Genomic DNA, 19,626 nt, shown 5'->3' with positions numbered 1-19,626 from the left:
TCAATATATTTGGGCATACAACAAAGCTACGTGATGCAAAATAGAATTATTATCATAGGTCTGTGATAATAAGAATTGTTTTCTACCAGACATATTACACGTTTATTCAGAACATTAATATGTTATCCCAAAAAATAAAAATAACTATACTCTTTTTACATGCTTGTTGATTTTGCAAATTACTTATTTGAGTGATTAATTCTATTTTTGTTGACCAACTAATGAAATATAAAAGGGCAAATTTATTACCTAATATCGGAACTTGGGAACTGGATCTTAAAACTGGAATTTTAGATTGGGATTACGTTACCAAATCTATTCATGAAGTTTCAGAAAACTATTTCCCAGACCTTGAGTCTGCAGTTAACTTTTATGCTGGGTCAGAACATCGTGAGAGAATAATTACTTTGGTTAAAAAATTAATTTCTACAGGAGAATCCTTTGTTGAACAATTTGAAATCTTCACAAACAAAAACAATGTCAAATGGGTTGAAAGCAGTGCGCAGGCAGATTTTGAAGATGGCAAGTGCATATTAATTTATGGAACATTTCAGGATATAACTGCTCAAAAAACATTATTAGAAACACTTTATTTAAATGAAGAAAAATTCCAGAAGGCCTTTGAATTTGCCCCTATAGGTATGGCCCTTGTTTCCCCCAGCGGACAATGGATAAAAGTGAATAAACAAGTATGCAAAATTACAGGCTATAGTGAAGAAGAGTTAATGACTCTAACTTTTCAGGATTTAACTTACACTGATGATTTAGACAAAGATTTGGCTCTGGTGAAACAAATGCTCAATAAAGAAATTGAGAATTATGAGATGGAAAAACGATATTTTCATAAAAAAGGACATATAGTCTGGGTTCATCTAACAGTTTCTTTGGTACGTAATAATGAGGGGTTGCCTTTATATTTTATATCTCAAATCAATGATATTACACAGCAAAAAAATGCATCGGAAGAATTACAAAGAGAAAGACAAAGACTTTTTCAAACCATAGAAGGCACTAATATCGGAACCTGGGAATGGAATATACAAGAAGACATTATGATATATAATGAACGATGGGCCGGTATTGTAGGATATACATTAGAGGAACTTAAACCTATAAACAAAAAAACCTGGAATAATTTAGTACATCCTGATGATTCAGAAATTTCTGATAAAGCTTTAGAAAAATGCTTCTTAAGGGAAAGTGAGTATTATGAATGTGAATATCGAATGAAACATAAATCTGGAGATTGGATATGGGTACAAGATAAAGGCAAGGTAATAGAGTGGTCAGTAGAAAAAAAGCCTTTGATCATGTTAGGTACTCACGCCGATATAACAGAAAGGAAAAACAGTGAACAGGAATTAAAAAACACCTTAGATATTGTAAGTGAGCAAAATAAAAGACTCATTAATTTTACTCATATTACATCCCATAATCTAAGATCCCATACTGGTAATTTCCAGATGCTACTTGGCTTACTATTAGAAGAAACAGATGAAATAAAGAAAAAAGAGTTAACTGAATTTTTATTAACTATTGCAAACGATTTACAAGAGACAATACACTATTTAAATGAAGTGTTACAGATTCAGACAAATCTGAATCAGCAAGTAAAAAAAATCAACCTTTTTAATGAAACCGAAAAAGTATTACTAAATATAAAAGGCAGTATAGATGAAACTTCCGCCATCGTACATATTGACATTCCGCAAAATCTAACTGTAAATTATAGCCCAGAATACATCGAAAGTGTACTGCTGAATCTTTTAACCAATGCCATTAAATATCGCCATCCTGATAGAAATCCTGTTATAAATATTGATACAAAAAATACTGAAAAATATATAATTCTTAAAATCGAAGATAATGGCATGGGAATTGATTTAGGTTTACATGGCCAAAAGCTCTTTGGTATGTATAAGACATTTCATTCAAATAAAGATGCAAGAGGACTTGGCCTATTTATTATTAAGAATCAGATTGAAGCAATGGGTGGAAAAATTGAAGTTGAAAGTGAGGTTGATAAAGGAAGTACCTTTAAGGTTTATATTAAAAATCAATAACTTATTTGCTTGAAAATTAATTCTTCTGAGTACGAAAGAAATCCGACTAAATAAACAATTATTAACCCATAGACTTTTGGTTTGAGGGCTTATGCGATGAGGAAAATAAATAACGCTTGGATTATCGATGACGATAAGATATTAACCTATGTTTTACAGAGGATTATGGGTTCGGTCGATTCTATTGAAAATATAGAAATCTTTCAGAATGGCAAAGAGGCTATTAACCAATTATCAATAGTTCAGAAAGATCCTGAATCACTTCCTGATATAATTCTATTAGATCTCAATATGCCAATTATGGATGGATGGCAGTTTTTAGATGAATTTGAAAAAATCAATCTTGATAAAAAAATCAATTTATATATAGTAAGTTCTTCTATTGATGTTCAAGATCATAATAAGGCAAAAAACTACAAGACAGTATCAGATTTTCTTATTAAACCGATAGGAAAAAAGCAAATAGAGCAAATGTTAGAGTCTTATCAGCATTAATAATAAAGGTCTTTTGATACCAATAAAATAATAATATTCTATTCTAATAGCTAACACTATTTAGCTTTTGGTAAAACTATATAATCTTCTATTACATTCTCCTCTTCGGCCTCTTGCAGTTCTGGTTTTTTCTCTATATAAAATGATTTTGCTCTTTTAAACCAGCCTTTGTTCTTTTTTGCATCCTTTCGAGTTCTGTAATATCTTAAACGGTAGTCAACATACGGATTTACAATATCTTCGGCTTTCATAAATGAATTAGCCAATTCAACATCATCTAATGATATGACTCCATTTTCTTCAGCCCCGATTATCTTTTCAAAAGCCTTTATGTTACGCTTGTCTCTGCCTTCACCGGCATTAATCAAGTGGTCAATAAAAACCTCTGCAACAGTCTGCTCTTTAAAATTATTGCCATAATATCTATTCCAGTAATAATGCCTGTGAATATATAATGCCTCTTCTTTGGTAAACATTTTATCACCCCAAATGGGTTTATGAATCCCATAGCCATCACCTTCAAAACGAAGTAACTTTGGTGCATATTTGTTAAACGAAGCACCATTATTAATAAAAATAACGCTGATAAAAGACAGGCAAGTAATTGCCAATAAAGCAAAAATTACTTTTTTGGGGTTCATGGTAATGTTTAAATTAATTCAACTAAATAGCTACTGATTTTCCAACAAAAATTATACCGTTTAATCAGAAAATGAAGCTCAATTATGTAGAGAATAATACTATAGCCTAATATTTGGGTAAGTAATTTTTAACCTGACTTTTTTAGAACGAGAATAATAAGTCAAAATTGTTTAGATTGTCAACTATCTATTAATAAATATCCCCTCAAAAATCATACTAATTTTGAGGGGATTCTTTAAAAATGATTAATCAGTAATTGAAGATGTCAGTCGACCTTTGAAGCAAGTTCATCAGTTGGTTCCTCCAATTCTTCTTCAGGAGATTTACCAATTAATATGTCGGGCAAAATCAGAAAATCTGCCAGCATATTTTTGTCTTCATCGAATATGCCAAAAGCTCTTGCTCTGATCATCCAGCCTGGGTATTTTTTTGCATTCTTTCTCGACCCATAAAAATGTAAGCGATAATTAACATAAGGGTTAACGATATACTCACACTGAACGAACGAATTGGCGACTTGCACATCTTCTTTTGAGAGTTTACCATCTTGTTCAACACCGATGATCGCCTCAAAAGCCCGAATGTTTACACTGTTTCTGCCTTCACCAGCATTTATAATCTGATCTATTAAGGCTTCAGCGACCTCTTGACTTTTAAATAAGTTTCCGTGGTATTTATTCCAATAGTATTTTCTATGGATTTTAAACGCCTCGGCTTTCGTGAAGTTTCTTTTACCCCAGATTTCCTGATTAATTCCGTATCCTTTGCCTTCAAATTTGATTAGTTTTGTGAAGTATTTTTCAAAGGATGCTGCTTGAGAAGTAACAGACATAAAGCTGACCAGAACCCCGGTCAGAAACATGCGTTGCAGTTGTTTCATGTATTATTTCGATATGTGGAGCGCAAAGGTAAAAAATAATATGCTGATTATCAAGCACTTATTAATTTCTTTATTAAATGGTGAGCAAAACTACCTCAATTCATAATGAATTTCGTCTCATTTTTATTGGTTATAAGTAAAAGACATTTCATTAGAATATTTTAGTTAAACCTTTCTAAATACTACTTAATTCTCAAAAAAAAACACAAGTAAAAAAAATAAAGGGGATATTCTTACGCGAAAATGAGCTAAAATAACATTGATAAATTTTTTAAATTTTTATAATTCAGGTTATTCTTCTAACAAACATTAATCAAGAACTGAATTCGTCTATTTAATTGCGTATAGCTTATCTAAACTTTACAAAACCAATTTTTATCATACAATATATATTAATGGTCTCATAAAATTATTTTTTTGTAAAGTCCATTAAATGGCGCAAAAATCACTCAAAACAATGCTTTTATAGCGAAAATTCGCTATCTTCGTTTAGCTAATTTAAGGAGGGCTCAATTGGGCCTCACCTGCTTTTGCATTATTTTTATAACAACTATTGCAAAAACAAGTATTTTAAACTAAATAAATAAAATTTGGTTTCAAAGTTGTTATGCCAAATAATTTTGGTATTATATTGCATATCAATTGCTGTATATACTATTTATATATAACAAATCAGAAGATTATTAGGAAATAAGCTTCACGTTTAAATTACAAATTATCTAATCAGAGTACAATTTAAAACCCTATAAATTTATCGCACGATGACTGAAACAGAACAAGTAATAGAGCAAGGTCTATATCGTTCGGAATTCGAGCATGATGCCTGCGGTATTGGCTTTAGAGCTCATCTGAAAGGCAGAAGATCACACGGTATTGTTGCCGATGCAATAAAAATGCTTGAACGCATGGATCACCGTGGTGCATGTGGTTGTGACCCTAACACTGGTGATGGGGCTGGTATTTTATTGCAGATACCTCACGAATTCTTTTTAGACGAATGCAATAAACTGGGCTTCCAATTACCCTCAAGTGGTGAGTATGGCGTAGGAATGATTTTCTTTCCAATGAATGAAACAGAAAGAGAAGAATGTAGAGAGATACTTAACAGAAAGATCGAAAGAATTGGATTAGAATTATTAGGTTATAGGGTAGTACCAACAAAAGGCGATTGCTTAGGAGAAGGGTCTGGCTCAGTTGAACCGCATGTTGAACAGGTATTCATAAAACGTCCCTCTGATATTATCGAAGAAATTGATTTTGAAAGAAAATTATATATTCTTCGTCAATATGCTTCGCGTATCATTCGAGAATCGGTTGCAGGGGCAAAAGAACACTTCTATTTTTCTTCGCTTTCATGCCGGACTATTTCTTATAAAGGGCAACTAACTACTGAGCAATTAAAATATTATTTTCCAGATTTATGGAATGAATCGGTTACATCTGCCTTTGCCGTTATTCACTCTCGCTTCTCAACTAATACTTTCCCTTCATGGAAATTGGCTCAACCATTCCGTTTTATTGCACACAATGGTGAGATAAACACAGTAAAAGGAAATGTAAACTGGATAAGGGCAGGAGAAAAATCATTTGTGTCCGAGTTTTTCACAAAAGAAGAGATGGATATGGTTCTTCCAATTTGTGATGCAGGTAATTCTGACTCCGCCCAATTAGACAATGTAATTGAATTACTTTATCTTTCAGGCCGTTCGTTACCTCATGTAATGATGATGCTCGTACCGGAAGCATGGGATGGCAATGAGCATATGGATCCTGTGCGCAAAGCATTTTATGAGTACCATGCAGCTATCATGGAACCTTGGGATGGCCCTGCCTCTATTTCATTTACAGATGGCAAAATGGTAGGTGCAACCCTTGATAGAAATGGACTTCGCCCTTCTCGGTATTGGGTTTTAGATGATGATACGGTTGTAATGGCATCTGAGGCAGGAGTATTAGATATAGATCAAGCTAAAGTTGTTTCAAAAGGGCGTCTTCAACCTGGCAAAATGTTTATTGTAGACATGGAGCAAGGAAGAATTATTCCTGACGAAGAAGTAAAGGCGGATATTTGCTCAAGACAGCCTTATCAGGAATGGCTTGATGAAAACAAAATAAAAACTGCCGAGCTTCCAAAATCCATTCGTCCTTATCAGAATTACAGTGAAGAAACCTTACTGAAAAGACAAATTACTTTTGGTTTTACTTCAGAAGATTTACGGATGATTCTCGCCCCTATGGCTCAAACAGGCCAGGAAGCAGTTGGTTCAATGGGAGTTGATACGCCTTTAGCCATCCTATCAGACCAAAGTCAACATCTTTCATATTATTTCAAGCAACTATTTGCCCAGGTAACTAATCCTCCAATTGACTCAATAAGAGAACGTGCTATTATGTCGTTGATTTCGTTTGTTGGTTCAAACGAGAATATTCTTACAGAATCACCTATTCATTGTCGGTTAGTTGAATTAGAGCAACCAGTTCTAACGGTGGAAGAGTTTGACAAATTAAGATTTGTTGATTATAAAGGATTTCAGGCAAAAACAATCAATACCTACTTCAATGCTAAAACTAAAGATATTGGTAAGTCATTAGAGTTTGCCTTAGATAGAATCTGCCGTTATGCTGAAGATGCTATTGAAGATGGCTTTGAAATTCTAATCTTATCAGACAGAGCTATTGATTCAGACCACGCCCCTATCCCATCTTTGTTAGCCACCGCAGCAATCCATCATCACCTTATTAAAAAAGGAGTAAGAGGAAAAGCAGGTATCGTAGTAGAGGCCGGTGATATTTGGGAAACACATCACTTTGCGACATTGATTGGGTATGGCTGTTCTGCCATTTGCCCTTATATGGCTTTTGAGACTATTTCATGGATGAATAAAAAAGGCCTGATAGATGGTGTATATGAAGATTATACTTTGTATAAAAACTATATAAAAGCTGTAAATAAGGAGTTATTGAAGATATTCTCCAAAATGGGTATTTCAACCTTGCAATCGTATCAAGGTGCTCAAATTTTTGAATGTATTGGATTAAACAGACAGGTAATTGACAAATACTTTAAAGGAACAATATCACGAATTGGCGGTATGGGGGTTGCTGAAATCGCCAAAGAGGCAATTGTCCGGCATAAAGTTGCGTTTCCAGATGTTCCACAAGTTTCTATCAAAAGATTAGAGGTCGGTGGTGTTTACCAGTGGAAACAACGCGGCGAACGCCACATGTTTAATCCTCAAAGTATTCATTTATTGCAACAAGCAGGCAGGGTTGGTGAAAAAGACTTAGAAAAGGGATATACTATTTTCAAACAATACTCAAAGCTGATCAACGATCAAAGTATTGATGCCTTAACTATAAGAGGTTTGCTAAGATTCAAAAAAGGAAATCCGATCCCCATAGAAGAAGTTGAACCTATTGAAAGTATCTTTAAACGCTTCGCAACAGGAGCTATGTCTTTCGGCTCAATTTCATGGGAAGCGCATACCACTTTGGCCATAGCTATGAATCGTATTGGTGGAAGATCAAATTCTGGTGAAGGCGGCGAAGACGAGATCCGTTACGAATTAGATAAAAACGGAGATAACCTGAGTTCAAGCATTAAGCAAGTGGCTTCAGGTAGGTTTGGCGTAACAAGCCACTATTTGACCAACGCAAAAGAATTACAAATTAAAATGGCACAGGGAGCTAAACCTGGTGAAGGTGGGCAACTACCAGGCCATAAAGTTGATGAGTGGATCGGGCGTGTGCGTCATAGTACACCTGGAGTAGGGCTCATTTCTCCTCCTCCTCACCACGACATTTACTCAATTGAGGACTTAGCACAGTTAATATATGATTTAAAGAACTCTAATCGTGACGCTCGTATCTCAGTAAAATTAGTTTCTGAAGCTGGAGTTGGAACAATTGCCACTGGTGTGGCTAAGGCTCATTCTGATGTGATTCTTATTGCCGGTCATGATGGTGGTACTGGAGCTTCTCCCCTATCTTCTATCAGACACGCAGGCCTACCTTGGGAACTTGGTTTAGCTGAGACACACCAGACTTTGGTCAAAAATAAATTGCGTGGAAGAGTAGTTGTACAGGCAGATGGACAAATTCGAACTGGCCGGGACCTTGTAATTGCTGCTCTGCTTGGTGCTGAAGAATTTGGTGTAGCAACAGCCGCTTTAGTATCAGTGGGCTGTATAATGATGCGTAAATGCCATCTGAATACCTGCCCGGTAGGTGTTGCCACACAAAATAAAGAATTACGTGCAATGTTTAGTGGTAAACCTGAACATGTAGTGAATATGTTTACATATCTTGCCAGTGAAATGCGTGAAATTATGGCTGAATTAGGCTTTCGTACTGTCAATGAAATGATTGGCCAGGTACAATTCTTGGAAAAACGCGACGATTTATCTCATTGGAAATATAAGAAAATTGATTTAAGTGGTATTCTTTACAAAGAGCCTACTTCTCTTGATGTTGCCCAATACAAGCAGGAAGAGCAGGATCACGGTATAGATAAGGTTCTTGATTGGCAAATGATACAAGATGCTCAACCGGCTATTAACGATAAACAGAAAGTTAGTGCCGAGTACACCGTTAATAACCTGAATCGAAGTATTGGAACAATGACCTCTAATGAGATTTCAAAGAAACATAATGGAGAAGGGTTACCTTACGGCACAATACATTTCAAATATCGTGGTACTTCCGGTCAGTCATTTGGTGCCTTTTCAACTAAAGGTTTAAAGCTTGAATTAGAAGGAGACTCGAACGATTACTTTGGTAAAGGCCTTTGTGGGGCAGAGTTAGTTGTTTATCCTGACAGAAAAGCGAAGTTTAAGGCAGAAGAGAACATGGTTATAGGCAACGTTGCGTTTTATGGTGCTACATCAGGTGAAGCTTATATAAGAGGTATGGCAGGGGAGCGTTTCTGTGTAAGAAATTCGGGTGCAAAAGTGGTAGTTGAGGGTATTGGTGACCATGGCTGTGAATATATGACAGGTGGATTAGCCATTATCTTGGGTAAAACAGGCCGGAATTTTGCAGCGGGTATGAGCGGCGGCATTGCCTTTGTTTATGACAGCGATGGCGACTTTGAGTCTAAATGCAACAAAGAAATGGTTGGTTTGGAAAAAACTGACCATGAAGATGCAGAAATGCTCAAAGCGTTTATTGAAAAACATCAAAATGAAACAAATAGTAGTGTTGCACAAGCTATCTTAGCAAACTTCGAAACAGAAGTTGCTAAATTCATAAAAGTAATGCCAACGGATTATAAACGTGTGCTTCTTGAAAGAAAAAAGAAAGCAGAACTTGAAAAAGTTTTGGCGTAAATCTATCAGATAAGATGAAACTTAGCATTTCATCTTGTCTGAAACTTAAACATCCTAAGATATACACAAAATCATAATAAAGAAATGGGGAAACCAACAGGTTTTTTAGAGTTTGAACGTCATCCGTCTTTAAAACGTGATGTACTCGAAAGAAAAAAAGATTTTAAGGAGGTAGAAACCAACTATGATTCTAATCAGACAAGAGAACAAGCTGCACGTTGTATGGATTGTGGGGTTCCGTTTTGTCATAATGGTTGTCCTCTTGGAAACATTATCCCTGAATTCAATGATGCAGTTTGGGAAGAAAACTGGGAGTATGCTTATGAAATTTTGAGTTCTACTAACAATTTCCCTGAATTCACAGGAAGAATATGTCCGGCTCCGTGTGAAGCTTCTTGTGTATTAGGTATTAACAAACCGCCGGTAGCTATTGAATATATTGAGAAATCGATTATTGAAAAAGCCTATGAAAATGGTTGGGTAAAACCAGTTATTCCTAATAAAAGAACTGGCAAAAAAGTGGCTGTAGTTGGCTCCGGACCGGCTGGGTTGGCGGCGGCTTCACAATTAAACAAAGCAGGACATTGGGTTACAGTATATGAAAGAGCCGATGAAGTAGGCGGATTATTAAGATATGGTATCCCCGACTTTAAATTGGATAAATCTGTGGTAAAACGGAGGGTAACTGTAATGGAACAGGAAGGCATCGTTTTTAAAACCAATGCCAATGTAGGAGTAAATGTAAAAGCAGGTGAACTAATACGTGATTTTGATGCCATAGTATTAGCCGGAGGTTCAACAATTCCAAGAATGATTGATATCAAAGGCAAGGAACTAAAAGGTATTTATCCTGCTATGGAGTTTCTGAGCCAACAAAACAAACGAGTTTCTGGTATTGAGCGCATCACAGATCATAAAGGTGATAAATATACTAATGGTGAATTGATGGCCACTGGTAAAAATGTAATGGTTATTGGTGGCGGAGATACAGGATCTGATTGCGTAGGCACTTCTAATCGGCATGGTGCAAAGAGCATCGTACAAGTAGAAGTAATGCCTGAACCAAGCATTGACGATAAAAAGCAACCCTATTACAAATTCAGAGCAGAATCTACTCCCTGGCCTAACTGGCCTCTGACCAAACGTACTTCTACTTCTCATGAAGAAGGATGTGAACGTTTGTTCAGCGTAAATGTAAAAGAATATGTTGGAGATGAAGACGGAAATTTAAAAGGTATCGTAATTTCAGAAGTGGCAATGTTTAATGGAGCAAGAGTTGAAATGAATGAGAGAGAAATTCCTTGTGAGTTAGCGTTGATTGCAGCAGGTTTTGTGCACCCTCAACAGAATTTATTAGAACAATTAGAAATAGAGGTTGATGAAAGAAAAAATGTTAAGGCAATAGAATATCAAACTAACAAATCTAAAGTATTCGCTGCCGGAGATATGAGAAGAGGCCAATCTTTAGTTGTATGGGCTATTTCAGAAGGACGTGAATGCGCCAGAAAAGTTGATGAATATTTGATGGGAGAATCATTATTAGAGGCCAAATCTATATCTATGATTTCTCCGGCTTATATTGGTATTTGATTTTATCTTCTAAACTAACAAATTGAGCCGCTTCTAAGAAGTGGCTCAATTTGTTTAGTTTAGAAATTTATGAATTATCAATTCAGATAATTTTTTATATTATTCTCGATTCGTTGAAGGATGTCATCGCTTGTAGAAGGTTCAAAAGTCTCTCCGGTTACTTTTTCATATAATTCAATATAACGTTTTGAAATTTCTTCTACTTTTTCATCAGTCATTTCTGGTACTACCTGCCCTTCTTTTCCTTGAAAATTATTGGAAATTAACCATTCTCTGACAAATTCTTTAGAAAGTTGTTTCTGGGGTAGTCCATTTGCAAGATTTTCTTCGTATCCATCAGCATAAAAATATCTTGATGAATCGGGTGTATGAATTTCATCGATTAAATAAATAATTCCTTCTTTTTCACCAAATTCATACTTTGTATCAGCTAAAATTAGACCTTTTTCAGCAGCCATCTTTGTACCTTTATCAAAAAGTGCTAAAGCGTATTTTTCGAGTTGAGCATATTTTTCTTCTGAAACCAACCCTCTGCTAATTATTTCTTCACGGGATATATCTTCATCGTGACCTTCATGTGCCTTCGTTGATGGAGTGATTATTGGAGTTGGGAATTTCTGATTTTCCACCATTCCTTCAGGCAATGAAACACCACATAAAGATCTTAGACCACTTTTATAAGTGCGCCAGCTATGCCCTACCAGATATCCCCGTACGACCATTTCAACTGGAAAAGTCTCACATTTTATACCTATAGATACATTTGGGTCAGGAGTAGATATAAGCCAATTGGGTACGATATTTTTTGTGGCATAAAGAAATTTTGAGGCAATCTGATTTAATACCTGGCCTTTTGATGGTATTGGCCGCGGTAAAATCACATCAAAAGCCGAGATTCTATCAGAAGCAATCATTACTACTTTATCATCAAAATCATATACATCACGAACTTTCCCCCGGTAGAACCCTGTCTGACCATTGAAATTGAAGTGTGTTTCTTTTACTACAGAATTTTTTGTCATACTATTTTATATAATTATTTATATCTGCTGAAGCTTACCAGTCTTTTGAGTTTTTATTGTTTTTTTCATTCTTTCCCTTGTGTTTTTGTGTGTATTGCAATTCATTGGTTTTCATAGCTTCCAATATTTGTAAAGCTTTTTCTCTACTCATTTTTTCAGGGATAGTCGACTCTAACTCATCCTTTTTTTCCACAGATTGTTGAGTTTCCGTATTTTGATTTTCATTTATCTGGGCTGGCGGTGGAGGTTCAGGATTATTATCAGGTAATTGCTTCTTCAATAATTCGTAGTTATATCTGGCTGTTATATTATCCGGATTTTTCTGTAAGGCTTCTTTAAATAATTGCAAGGCTGTCAAACTATCTTTCTGCATGGCATTAATTACTCCAATCTGCAAAAGTGCCCCGGTAAATATCTGCTCATCGGTTACTCTTAGTAATCTTTTATACTCTATTAATGCCCTTGCTGTATCTTGTGTATAAAAATATGAATGTGCCATATTCAGTCTTGCCTCAGGTTCTAAATTAAAAGAAATATTTGCTAAATTCTGATACTTATCTCTTGCTATTGTATAATTCTTTTTCATAAATGCTTCCCCTGCTTCAATTTTTAGTCGGTTCCGTTCCGAAACATTCGTTAAAGAACGAATATTCAGAAAAACGAGTATAATGTAAAAGAACCAAGTATTCATAATAAATTAATTTTAACAGGCGAGTCAGAGTTTAATCGTTCTGATTGTTATTAAAACATCTATAATCATCAAAATAAAACCCAGAAAAACAAAATAGAAATATTTATTATTCGCTACTGTCATCTTTCGTGTATCAATCCAATTATTTTCCAATTGCGATACTTCTTTTAGCATGGCAGATACATCGTTTATCTGGTTAGATAATTGAAGATATTTACCATTCAATACTTTGGACAACTGTTTAAGATAGTCAGCATCTAACTTTGAAATTATCTCAACTCCATCTTTATCTTGCTTAAAACTACTACCTTCTCTGATTTTTCCTCCTGTCGGAGTACCTACGCCAAGAGCTAAAAAATTGACTCTGTTGATTCTCAAATCCTGAATAACCTCAGGTTCCAATTGTCCAAAATCCTCACCATCACTAACCATAATAATTACTTTTACTTTTCGGTTTGGAACATTGGCAGAATTGAACTTTGTTTGTATCAGCTTAAGAGCTGAATTTAAGTCAGTCCCTGATTCTATAAATAAATCACTGGATAATTTCTGGACAAATAGTTTTAATGCATCTTTATCATATGTGAGAGGTATATGAACATACGCGTTTGATGAAAAAACCACAATACCTACCCTATCCGACTTCAAAACGTTCAGGTTCTTAATAATTTCAAATTTCACTTTTTCTAACCTTGTTGGTTCAATATCTATTGCATCCATTGAGCGGGATACATCAAATGCAAAATAGATATCTTTGCCGCTTGCCTGGGCTTCTATTTCACTTACCCCAAAACTCGGACCCAACAATCCAATAATAAAAAGTCCCAGATAGGCTGTTCTGATGAAAAACTTGATAACTACTGATCTGGCTGTAGTACCTAAACGCTTGGCAATTATGTAAGTACGTACAAAATAGATGATATATACTAAAAGAAATATGCCAATAAAAACGTATTCAACGATAGTGAGAGGTTTTATCCAATTCATACTTTATCACAATATTTCATTAGTTTCCCTCGGCAAAATTTTTATCTTTGCGAAAAGTACACAAAATTGCAAAAATTATTTCAATGTCTAAGTTGATTAAAAAAGTTTTTCCTCTCATTATTACTTTTATTATTAGTATTTCAATAGCACTTCTCATTGGAGAATTTGCTATAAGACTTTTTTATCCTCAGGTTACTTCCCCTGTCCAGTTTTTTTATGATGAGAAATTAGGCGGTATGGTACCAGTACCCAATCAAACGGGGTTTAAAAATTATCCAGGCGTGTATTATTATGAATACAAGAATAATGATATTGGTATGCGTGATAACCGTAAGGTGTCAGATTACAAGAAATATCCTTATAAAATTCTATGTCTTGGCGATTCATTTACTTACGGTTGGGGTGTAAATGATAATGAAACATTTGCCAGAATTTTGGAAAAAAAAATAAATAAAGATTCCGTTGCAGTACTTAATGCCGGAGTGTCAGGGGCAGGAACGGACTATGCATTAAGGTTTTTTCAGGTACGAGGTAAAGAATTGTCTCCAAATACTGTCATTTATTTTTATTTTGATAATGATATCAACGACAATAAGGCCAATGCTTACTTTCATATTGAAAATGATACTATCAAGCTCAATGAACAAAATTCTTATGCAACTATTAATGCACTGAAAAAAAATAAATTAGTTCAAAACAAAATTTACAACTGGCTTTCGTCTAATTCGCAGTTGTTTGGTCTTATACGTTATAATGTCGGTTTAATGTGGAATAAAAAGGTGAGTGAAGCAAACAAAGCCAGCGAGACAAATTCAGAATCAAAGACAAACTCCAAACTACCTGATAATCGCGGAATAGATACTACCAGAAATACTGCAAAACAAGAAAAAACTGATCCAGCCAAACAAAAATCTCAATTATTGCCTGAAGATCCATTATATCATACGTATAAATACCTTTCAGCTTTAGAAATTGCTACCAAAAAACAAGGAGTTAATTTTTTCGTATTTTATATACCGGCACACACCTCTTTAGAAGAATATCAGAAATCAGGGACAATTGGCGTTGAAAACGCTTTGAACAACTACTGTCGACAGAACCAGATCAAATTCTTTTCATTTAGTAATGAAATTGAAAAAGTAAAAAATCCTATCGAAAGTCTCTATCTGCCTGTTGATTATCATTGGAATAAGAAAGGGCACTCGCTTGCAGGGAACTATTTATATCAGACACTGAAACAAGAGAATATTATTCCTTAATCAGAACTTTGCTTTTAAGGCTCTTTGCTCAATCAATTTCCATGAAGCGTATGCTATAAGGCTTACAATGATAGCCATTACAAATAAATCTACAATGCTACCAAATAAACTGTAACTTAACATAGTATTGATAACAGGAAGATGATAGATATAAATACCATATGAAATATCATTTTCATGTAATAGATTCTTACTTAAATTAATATAAGAAAATGCAAATGATAAACTCAACAAAGAGAGAAGCGTATTCGCAATAATTCCGAAGATTGAAATGTCGTAAGGGTCAATATAAAACTCTAACCAGGAATGAAATATTAGTACATACGCTGCATAAATTACAAGCCATATAAATACTTTTTCTTTCAGATACTTTTCTAACCAATTAAAGTTCTTGTAGATAGCTATCCCTGTTAGAAAGAAATACAAATAATAGAACACTGTATTTCCTAAAAATTTAGACAACAAATCATGGCTTAGTATCCAGGTATTCGTATTAATAAAAAACTTAATAAAAACTGCTAATAAAAATAACAAAGCAATAATAATATTATTATGAGCGAGTTTTTTGGGTAAATTGATAAAATATAAAAGTATTGGTAATATCAGATAGAATTGTAATTCTACTGCAACACTCCATAAACTTCCGTTAGGATGCCCTGCTCCCCACGCTTTCAAAGACGGTGTGACATAAAACTGAAGAAATGTAATTTGCGCTACAAACCATATCAACAGATCTTTAAAGATTATTGGCTTTACAAAGAAAATAAGCAATAGTGCTGTCAGAATTGTGCAAATCCATAGAGCTGGATAAATTCTTAATGCACGGTTTCTGAAATATTTTTTTAGATCAAATTTATTCCTCTCTAAAGAGTGGCTGATTAAGAATCCACTTATTGTAAAGAAAACAGGAACACCCGGAAAATGAAACAGTACTGTCAAAAAACCGTACATGTCATCAAAAATTCTGAAATGAACAGCTCCATGCCAAATCAACACCTGAAAAGCAGCTATAAGTCGAATCAAATCAAAGTTATTTGTTCTATTTATGTTCATATAATACTTTTTTAAACCCTGCATACATCTCCTGTCCAACTCGTTCAGGGGAATATTTTCTGATTATTTCTTTAGAAATTTTCCCTAAAACTTCGATTTTTTCTGGTTCCTGAACAAATCTTTCCATTACTGTAGCCAACTCATCAGTATCGTAAGGATTAAAAGTATAACCATTTTTACCATTTACTACTAAATCATGAGAAGACCCACATTTATTGGAGACTATTACAGGCATTCCTCCAACCATCGCTTCATTTACTACCAGTCCCCAAGGTTCAGAATAGCTCGGTAGTACAAAAACATCTCCTAAAGCCATAAATCTGGGCACATTATACCAAGCCTGCCCTTCAATAAATTTCACACCATCTATTTGATTATCAGCAACGTATTTCTTTAAGTTCTCGCTTTCCACCCCATCGCCTAAGATGATTAATCCCCAATTTTCTGCCTTAAGTTTGGAAAAAGCAATAATTAGATTATTTACATTTTTAATGGCCATTAATCTTCCGGTATAAATAAAATTATAAGGCCTTAATCCGTAATTCTTTTTCTCAGTCTCTCTTATCCGATAAGCCTCCTGATATATTGCCGAAATTTTCTGATTGTCCACTGCATTATTTTCTAATAATATCTGGCTTTGTTTTACACCAAATTTCAGCATATATTCAGCAGCTTTAGACCCATAGCAGAAAAAACCGTGCGCTCTGTTTACCACAAAACGTTTAACGGCTTCCTTCCACCAGATATTGGGTTTATCATCTTCTGTCGAATCAACAGAAATAATGACTTTAATCCCCTTAAGACGGCAGTAAAAAATTACGCTGTTCATAGCAGCTTCATAATAGCCTGACACATTCACTACATCAGGTTTAAATTTCCGAACCCAATACAACATTTTCTTGGCTCTTGTCGTATTAGGAATGTTCTCGTAGTAATCATCTACTAATACCTGATAATTATATTGATGAATACTCCTGTCAACTGGACCTAAATTGGCACGGGTTATTTCATTTAAAGAAGTTTGAAGAACTAATAATTCATCTTTTTTATGCTCATTGACTATTTTCTGAAGTTCTGAATAAATTTTGCCTTTATAATGTGACCAAAGGTATTGATGAATGATAAGTATCCTCATTCGCTTCTTTTTTTATCTTTAAATATCAATGGCCCAAAATTACGAAATTTTCAGCCTTTTAATAGAAAATCTCACGATAATAAATGGCAATTAGGTACAGGGAAAGTATATTTGTAAAAAAAAATAAAGATGATAATCTACATAGACTTATTACTCAATAAATTATTAAAATATCGTCAAAGTCTGGGTCTTAGTTTTTTCTTTTTTGGCGCTCCGATTATATATTTCTTGAGAGACGGTCTTAAATTGGCACCAAACAGTACAGCTTTTACTGCCGCATTAACTATTGGCAGTTTACTTTTAGCAGTTCCGTTTACAATCAAGAAAGTTTACCAGACCAATACTTTAGGGTATTTGCTATGCATAGCTTATTCTGTCATAGCTATTTTTTATCTGGCAGTATATGCACCAAACAGGGGTTGGTTTACCAATACCACAGTTGAAGCTGTGTATCAGGCACTGATACTATTATCAATGTTTATTTTTGCAGGTACTTCCATTAATTCTATAAAGAACACTTTTCTTTTATTTTCTCTGGTTATTTGTGTAATTGGCGGTTTGAGTTTACTATATTATATATTTAGAAATCCTCTCTATGTAATTGGTATGCGTGCTTCAATCAGTTTTAGCGGAGATGATCAGGTTTCATCTATGGGTAATCCTCATATTTACGCCAAAAGTGCCTATTGCGGAGTCGTAGCAGGAATCATTCTGCTCAAAGATGAAAAAAGATTATTGTGGCGCCTATTTTACGTTGGGAGTATTCTGATACTATTATTAGTAGTTGCACTATGCCAGGCAATGGCTATTATTTTGATAACTGGTGTATTTTTCTTTTTTTATTATATCACAAGTATCAATGCCCATAATATTTATAAAGTATTAAAATGGACATTCGGTTGGCAAGGATTAATCCTATTTTTTATGGCATGCGGAGGCATTTATTACCTTTGGGAACATACCCGATTCGATGAATATTTTATTAATGTGTCTAATATTATTACAGAAAGAATAGAACGGATTGTAACATCATTAACAGATACCAAAACCGCAACTTCTGTAAAATTAGCTGGTGATGATTCTGCATCAACACGGGTAACAAACATTACCAATTTATTTAAGAGTATAGATGAAAGAATAGATGACGGAGACTGGTTGACTGTAATATTTGGAAATGGCTATCATCATAAATATATAGACTCCCCGATTTTTCAAACTCTTAATGACTTAGGTATCATCGGTTTTGTTGTGTTTACCACCCTTCATATTATATTGTTGATATGGGTATTTAAAGAAATTTTTAATCCCACTTGTAATTTTACACTCTTTACTGCCTATGTATTTTTGGTAACCGTAATACAGAATTTTACAATGGGTATGCCCTATGATTATCAGCGGTGGACAGCCATTATATTTGTTGCCCGTTTTGCCTTAAATTATAAGCAGGTTCATATTGCCAAACTCCTGGAAACGAAATTAGTCACTTGAAATAATCATTAAAAACCTATATTTAAAATGAAGTATATCTTTGTATTATTCTTTTTACTTCTATTATCTTGTAAAAAAGACATTGATTCATATCAGTTTTCAAAGAATATTACAATTTATCAATCAGAACCTGACAAAAAGCCCTCAATTAATAATCCACCAGAGAATCTCTCTCTTGATATGGTTTATGTACCCGGTGGTTTTACCCGAATAGGATCTGACGATGGAGTAGAATGGGAAAAGCCCGTTTTCTGGGTCAAGGTAAACCCTTTTCTAATAGATGCTTATGAGGTAACAGTGGCCGACTTTAGAAAATTCGTTTCAGCTACTAAGTATATTACAGAAGCAGAAAAATTTGGTGATGGTGGTATTCTGAATGAGGCGACCAAACAGTGGGTGTTAGAAAAAGGAGCAAATTGGGAATTTCCATACGGTAAAAACTCCCTAAAAGCGCCAGACAATTACCCAGTTACACAAGTATCATGGAATGATGCCAAAGCTTATGCAAAATGGGCTGGAAAAAGACTTCCTTACGAAATTGAATGGGAACATGCTGCACGAAATGGAATAAACTCAAAACTATTATACCCATTTGGTAACGAATTAGTCGCTGACGGAAAATATCTTGCAAATACATGGAACGGCACTTTTCCGAATTTTGACAAGACACTCGATGGTTTTCATTTTGCCGCACCTGTGGCATCATTCGCTAAATCGCCATTAGGTATTTATGATATGTGTGGAAATGTTTGGGAATGGTGTGAAGACTGGAAAACTAACTATTCAGATTTAGCTAAAGGGACTGAAACAGAATTGATTGAGAAAAAGGAAAAGGTGCAAAGAGGAGGTTCATTTTTGTGTGAGCCATCGTGGTGTCATGGATATAGAGTATCTGGCAGGTCTTTTACAACCCCAGAAACAAGCCTTATGCATGTAGGTTTTCGCTGTGTAAAGGATATTCAATAAAAAATTAGCCCCCGCCAGTGGCAGAGGC

General features: G+C 34.7%; 14 protein-coding genes. 7 read left to right on the top strand and 7 right to left on the bottom strand.

Annotated features, from left to right (window positions below; translation table 11 throughout):
- The first annotated feature begins 221 nt into the window (after positions 1-221).
- Complete coding sequence (locus H1R81_RS06700) at positions 222-2,063, top strand: HAMP domain-containing sensor histidine kinase (RefSeq protein ID WP_181839888.1); 1,842 nt, start codon at positions 222-224, stop codon at positions 2,061-2,063.
- Positions 2,064-2,159: 96 nt separating this feature from the next.
- On the top strand, positions 2,160-2,558 hold the full coding sequence (locus H1R81_RS06695; RefSeq protein ID WP_181839887.1) for a response regulator: 399 nt from the start codon (positions 2,160-2,162) through the stop codon (positions 2,556-2,558).
- A 56-nt stretch (positions 2,559-2,614) separates the two neighbouring features.
- Here the strand turns inward: H1R81_RS06695 and H1R81_RS06690 are convergent, their stop codons facing one another.
- Together H1R81_RS06690 and H1R81_RS06685 are read right to left on the bottom strand one after the other, a co-directional pair.
- Positions 2,615-3,199, bottom strand: coding sequence for a hypothetical protein (locus H1R81_RS06690; protein WP_181839886.1), 585 nt, complete (start codon positions 3,197-3,199; stop codon positions 2,615-2,617).
- A gap of 266 nt (positions 3,200-3,465) precedes the next feature.
- On the bottom strand, positions 3,466-4,080 hold the full coding sequence (locus H1R81_RS06685; RefSeq protein WP_181839885.1) for a glycosyl hydrolase 108 family protein: 615 nt from the start codon (positions 4,078-4,080) through the stop codon (positions 3,466-3,468).
- 761 nt (positions 4,081-4,841) lie between these two features.
- On the opposite strand from H1R81_RS06685, the gene gltB reads away from it, so the two are divergent.
- Together gltB and H1R81_RS06675 are read left to right on the top strand one after the other, a co-directional pair.
- A complete protein-coding gene (gene gltB / locus H1R81_RS06680; protein WP_181839884.1) occupies positions 4,842-9,407 on the top strand; it encodes a glutamate synthase large subunit in 4,566 nt (1,521 codons plus the stop codon).
- 84 nt (positions 9,408-9,491) lie between these two features.
- Positions 9,492-10,997, top strand: coding sequence for a glutamate synthase subunit beta (locus H1R81_RS06675; protein ID WP_181839883.1), 1,506 nt, complete (start codon positions 9,492-9,494; stop codon positions 10,995-10,997).
- A gap of 77 nt (positions 10,998-11,074) precedes the next feature.
- Here the strand turns inward: H1R81_RS06675 and H1R81_RS06670 are convergent, their stop codons facing one another.
- From H1R81_RS06670 to H1R81_RS06660, 3 genes are read right to left on the bottom strand one after another with little or no spacing between them, the layout of a single operon-like run.
- Positions 11,075-12,019, bottom strand: a complete 945-nt coding sequence (locus H1R81_RS06670) for a phosphoribosylaminoimidazolesuccinocarboxamide synthase (RefSeq protein WP_181839882.1) — start codon at positions 12,017-12,019, stop codon at positions 11,075-11,077.
- A gap of 34 nt (positions 12,020-12,053) precedes the next feature.
- Entirely contained in the window at positions 12,054-12,710 is a 657-nt protein-coding gene (locus H1R81_RS06665) for a tetratricopeptide repeat protein (RefSeq protein WP_181839881.1), read from the bottom strand.
- A 24-nt stretch (positions 12,711-12,734) separates the two neighbouring features.
- Positions 12,735-13,697, bottom strand: coding sequence for a VWA domain-containing protein (locus H1R81_RS06660; RefSeq protein ID WP_181839880.1), 963 nt, complete (start codon positions 13,695-13,697; stop codon positions 12,735-12,737).
- Positions 13,698-13,780: 83 nt separating this feature from the next.
- On the opposite strand from H1R81_RS06660, the gene H1R81_RS06655 reads away from it, so the two are divergent.
- The gene (locus H1R81_RS06655; RefSeq protein WP_181839879.1) at positions 13,781-14,956 is read left to right on the top strand and encodes an SGNH/GDSL hydrolase family protein; all 1,176 of its coding nucleotides are present in this window, start codon (positions 13,781-13,783) and stop codon (positions 14,954-14,956) included.
- Here H1R81_RS06655 and H1R81_RS06650 read toward each other — a convergent pair whose 3' ends face one another.
- Positions 14,957-16,009 (bottom strand): acyltransferase, encoded by a 1,053-nt coding sequence (locus H1R81_RS06650; RefSeq protein ID WP_181839878.1) that lies wholly within the window; start codon positions 16,007-16,009, stop codon positions 14,957-14,959. It abuts the gene before it with no gap.
- Positions 15,996-17,144 carry a glycosyltransferase gene (locus H1R81_RS06645; RefSeq protein WP_181839877.1) on the bottom strand — a complete coding sequence of 383 codons (1,149 nt, stop codon included), beginning with the start codon at positions 17,142-17,144 and terminating at the stop codon, positions 15,996-15,998. Before H1R81_RS06645 ends, H1R81_RS06650 begins: the two co-directional genes overlap by 14 nt.
- A 129-nt stretch (positions 17,145-17,273) precedes the next feature.
- Here H1R81_RS06645 and H1R81_RS06640 point away from each other — a divergent pair, with 129 nt between their 5' ends.
- Positions 17,274-18,632, top strand: coding sequence for a hypothetical protein (locus H1R81_RS06640; RefSeq protein WP_181839876.1), 1,359 nt, complete (start codon positions 17,274-17,276; stop codon positions 18,630-18,632).
- A 27-nt stretch (positions 18,633-18,659) separates the two neighbouring features.
- Entirely contained in the window at positions 18,660-19,598 is a 939-nt protein-coding gene (locus tag H1R81_RS06635; protein ID WP_181839875.1) for a formylglycine-generating enzyme family protein, read from the top strand.
- The last annotated feature ends 28 nt before the right edge of the window (positions 19,599-19,626 follow it).

It is taken from the genome of Emticicia sp. BO119, from assembly GCF_013912375.1.
In the GTDB taxonomy this organism is placed as follows: domain Bacteria; phylum Bacteroidota; class Bacteroidia; order Cytophagales; family Spirosomataceae; genus Emticicia.
Note: the sequence above shows the minus strand (reverse complement) of the source record. Positions and strands in the feature narration are given on the sequence as shown.

Coding starts and splice junctions, on each gene's coding strand:
- H1R81_RS06635 (WP_181839875.1), top strand. CDS start 18,660: ATGAAGTATATCTTTGTATTATTCTTTTTACTTCTATTATCTTGTAAA.
- H1R81_RS06685 (WP_181839885.1), bottom strand. CDS start 4,080: ATGAAACAACTGCAACGCATGTTTCTGACCGGGGTTCTGGTCAGCTTT.
- H1R81_RS06690 (WP_181839886.1), bottom strand. CDS start 3,199: ATGAACCCCAAAAAAGTAATTTTTGCTTTATTGGCAATTACTTGCCTG.
- H1R81_RS06640 (WP_181839876.1), top strand. CDS start 17,274: ATGATAATCTACATAGACTTATTACTCAATAAATTATTAAAATATCGT.
- H1R81_RS06665 (WP_181839881.1), bottom strand. CDS start 12,710: ATGAATACTTGGTTCTTTTACATTATACTCGTTTTTCTGAATATTCGT.
- H1R81_RS06675 (WP_181839883.1), top strand. CDS start 9,492: ATGGGGAAACCAACAGGTTTTTTAGAGTTTGAACGTCATCCGTCTTTA.
- H1R81_RS06700 (WP_181839888.1), top strand. CDS start 222: ATGAAATATAAAAGGGCAAATTTATTACCTAATATCGGAACTTGGGAA.
- H1R81_RS06660 (WP_181839880.1), bottom strand. CDS start 13,697: ATGAATTGGATAAAACCTCTCACTATCGTTGAATACGTTTTTATTGGC.
- H1R81_RS06650 (WP_181839878.1), bottom strand. CDS start 16,009: ATGAACATAAATAGAACAAATAACTTTGATTTGATTCGACTTATAGCT.
- H1R81_RS06695 (WP_181839887.1), top strand. CDS start 2,160: ATGAGGAAAATAAATAACGCTTGGATTATCGATGACGATAAGATATTA.
- H1R81_RS06670 (WP_181839882.1), bottom strand. CDS start 12,019: ATGACAAAAAATTCTGTAGTAAAAGAAACACACTTCAATTTCAATGGT.
- H1R81_RS06645 (WP_181839877.1), bottom strand. CDS start 17,144: ATGAGGATACTTATCATTCATCAATACCTTTGGTCACATTATAAAGGC.
- H1R81_RS06655 (WP_181839879.1), top strand. CDS start 13,781: ATGTCTAAGTTGATTAAAAAAGTTTTTCCTCTCATTATTACTTTTATT.
- gltB (WP_181839884.1), top strand. CDS start 4,842: ATGACTGAAACAGAACAAGTAATAGAGCAAGGTCTATATCGTTCGGAA.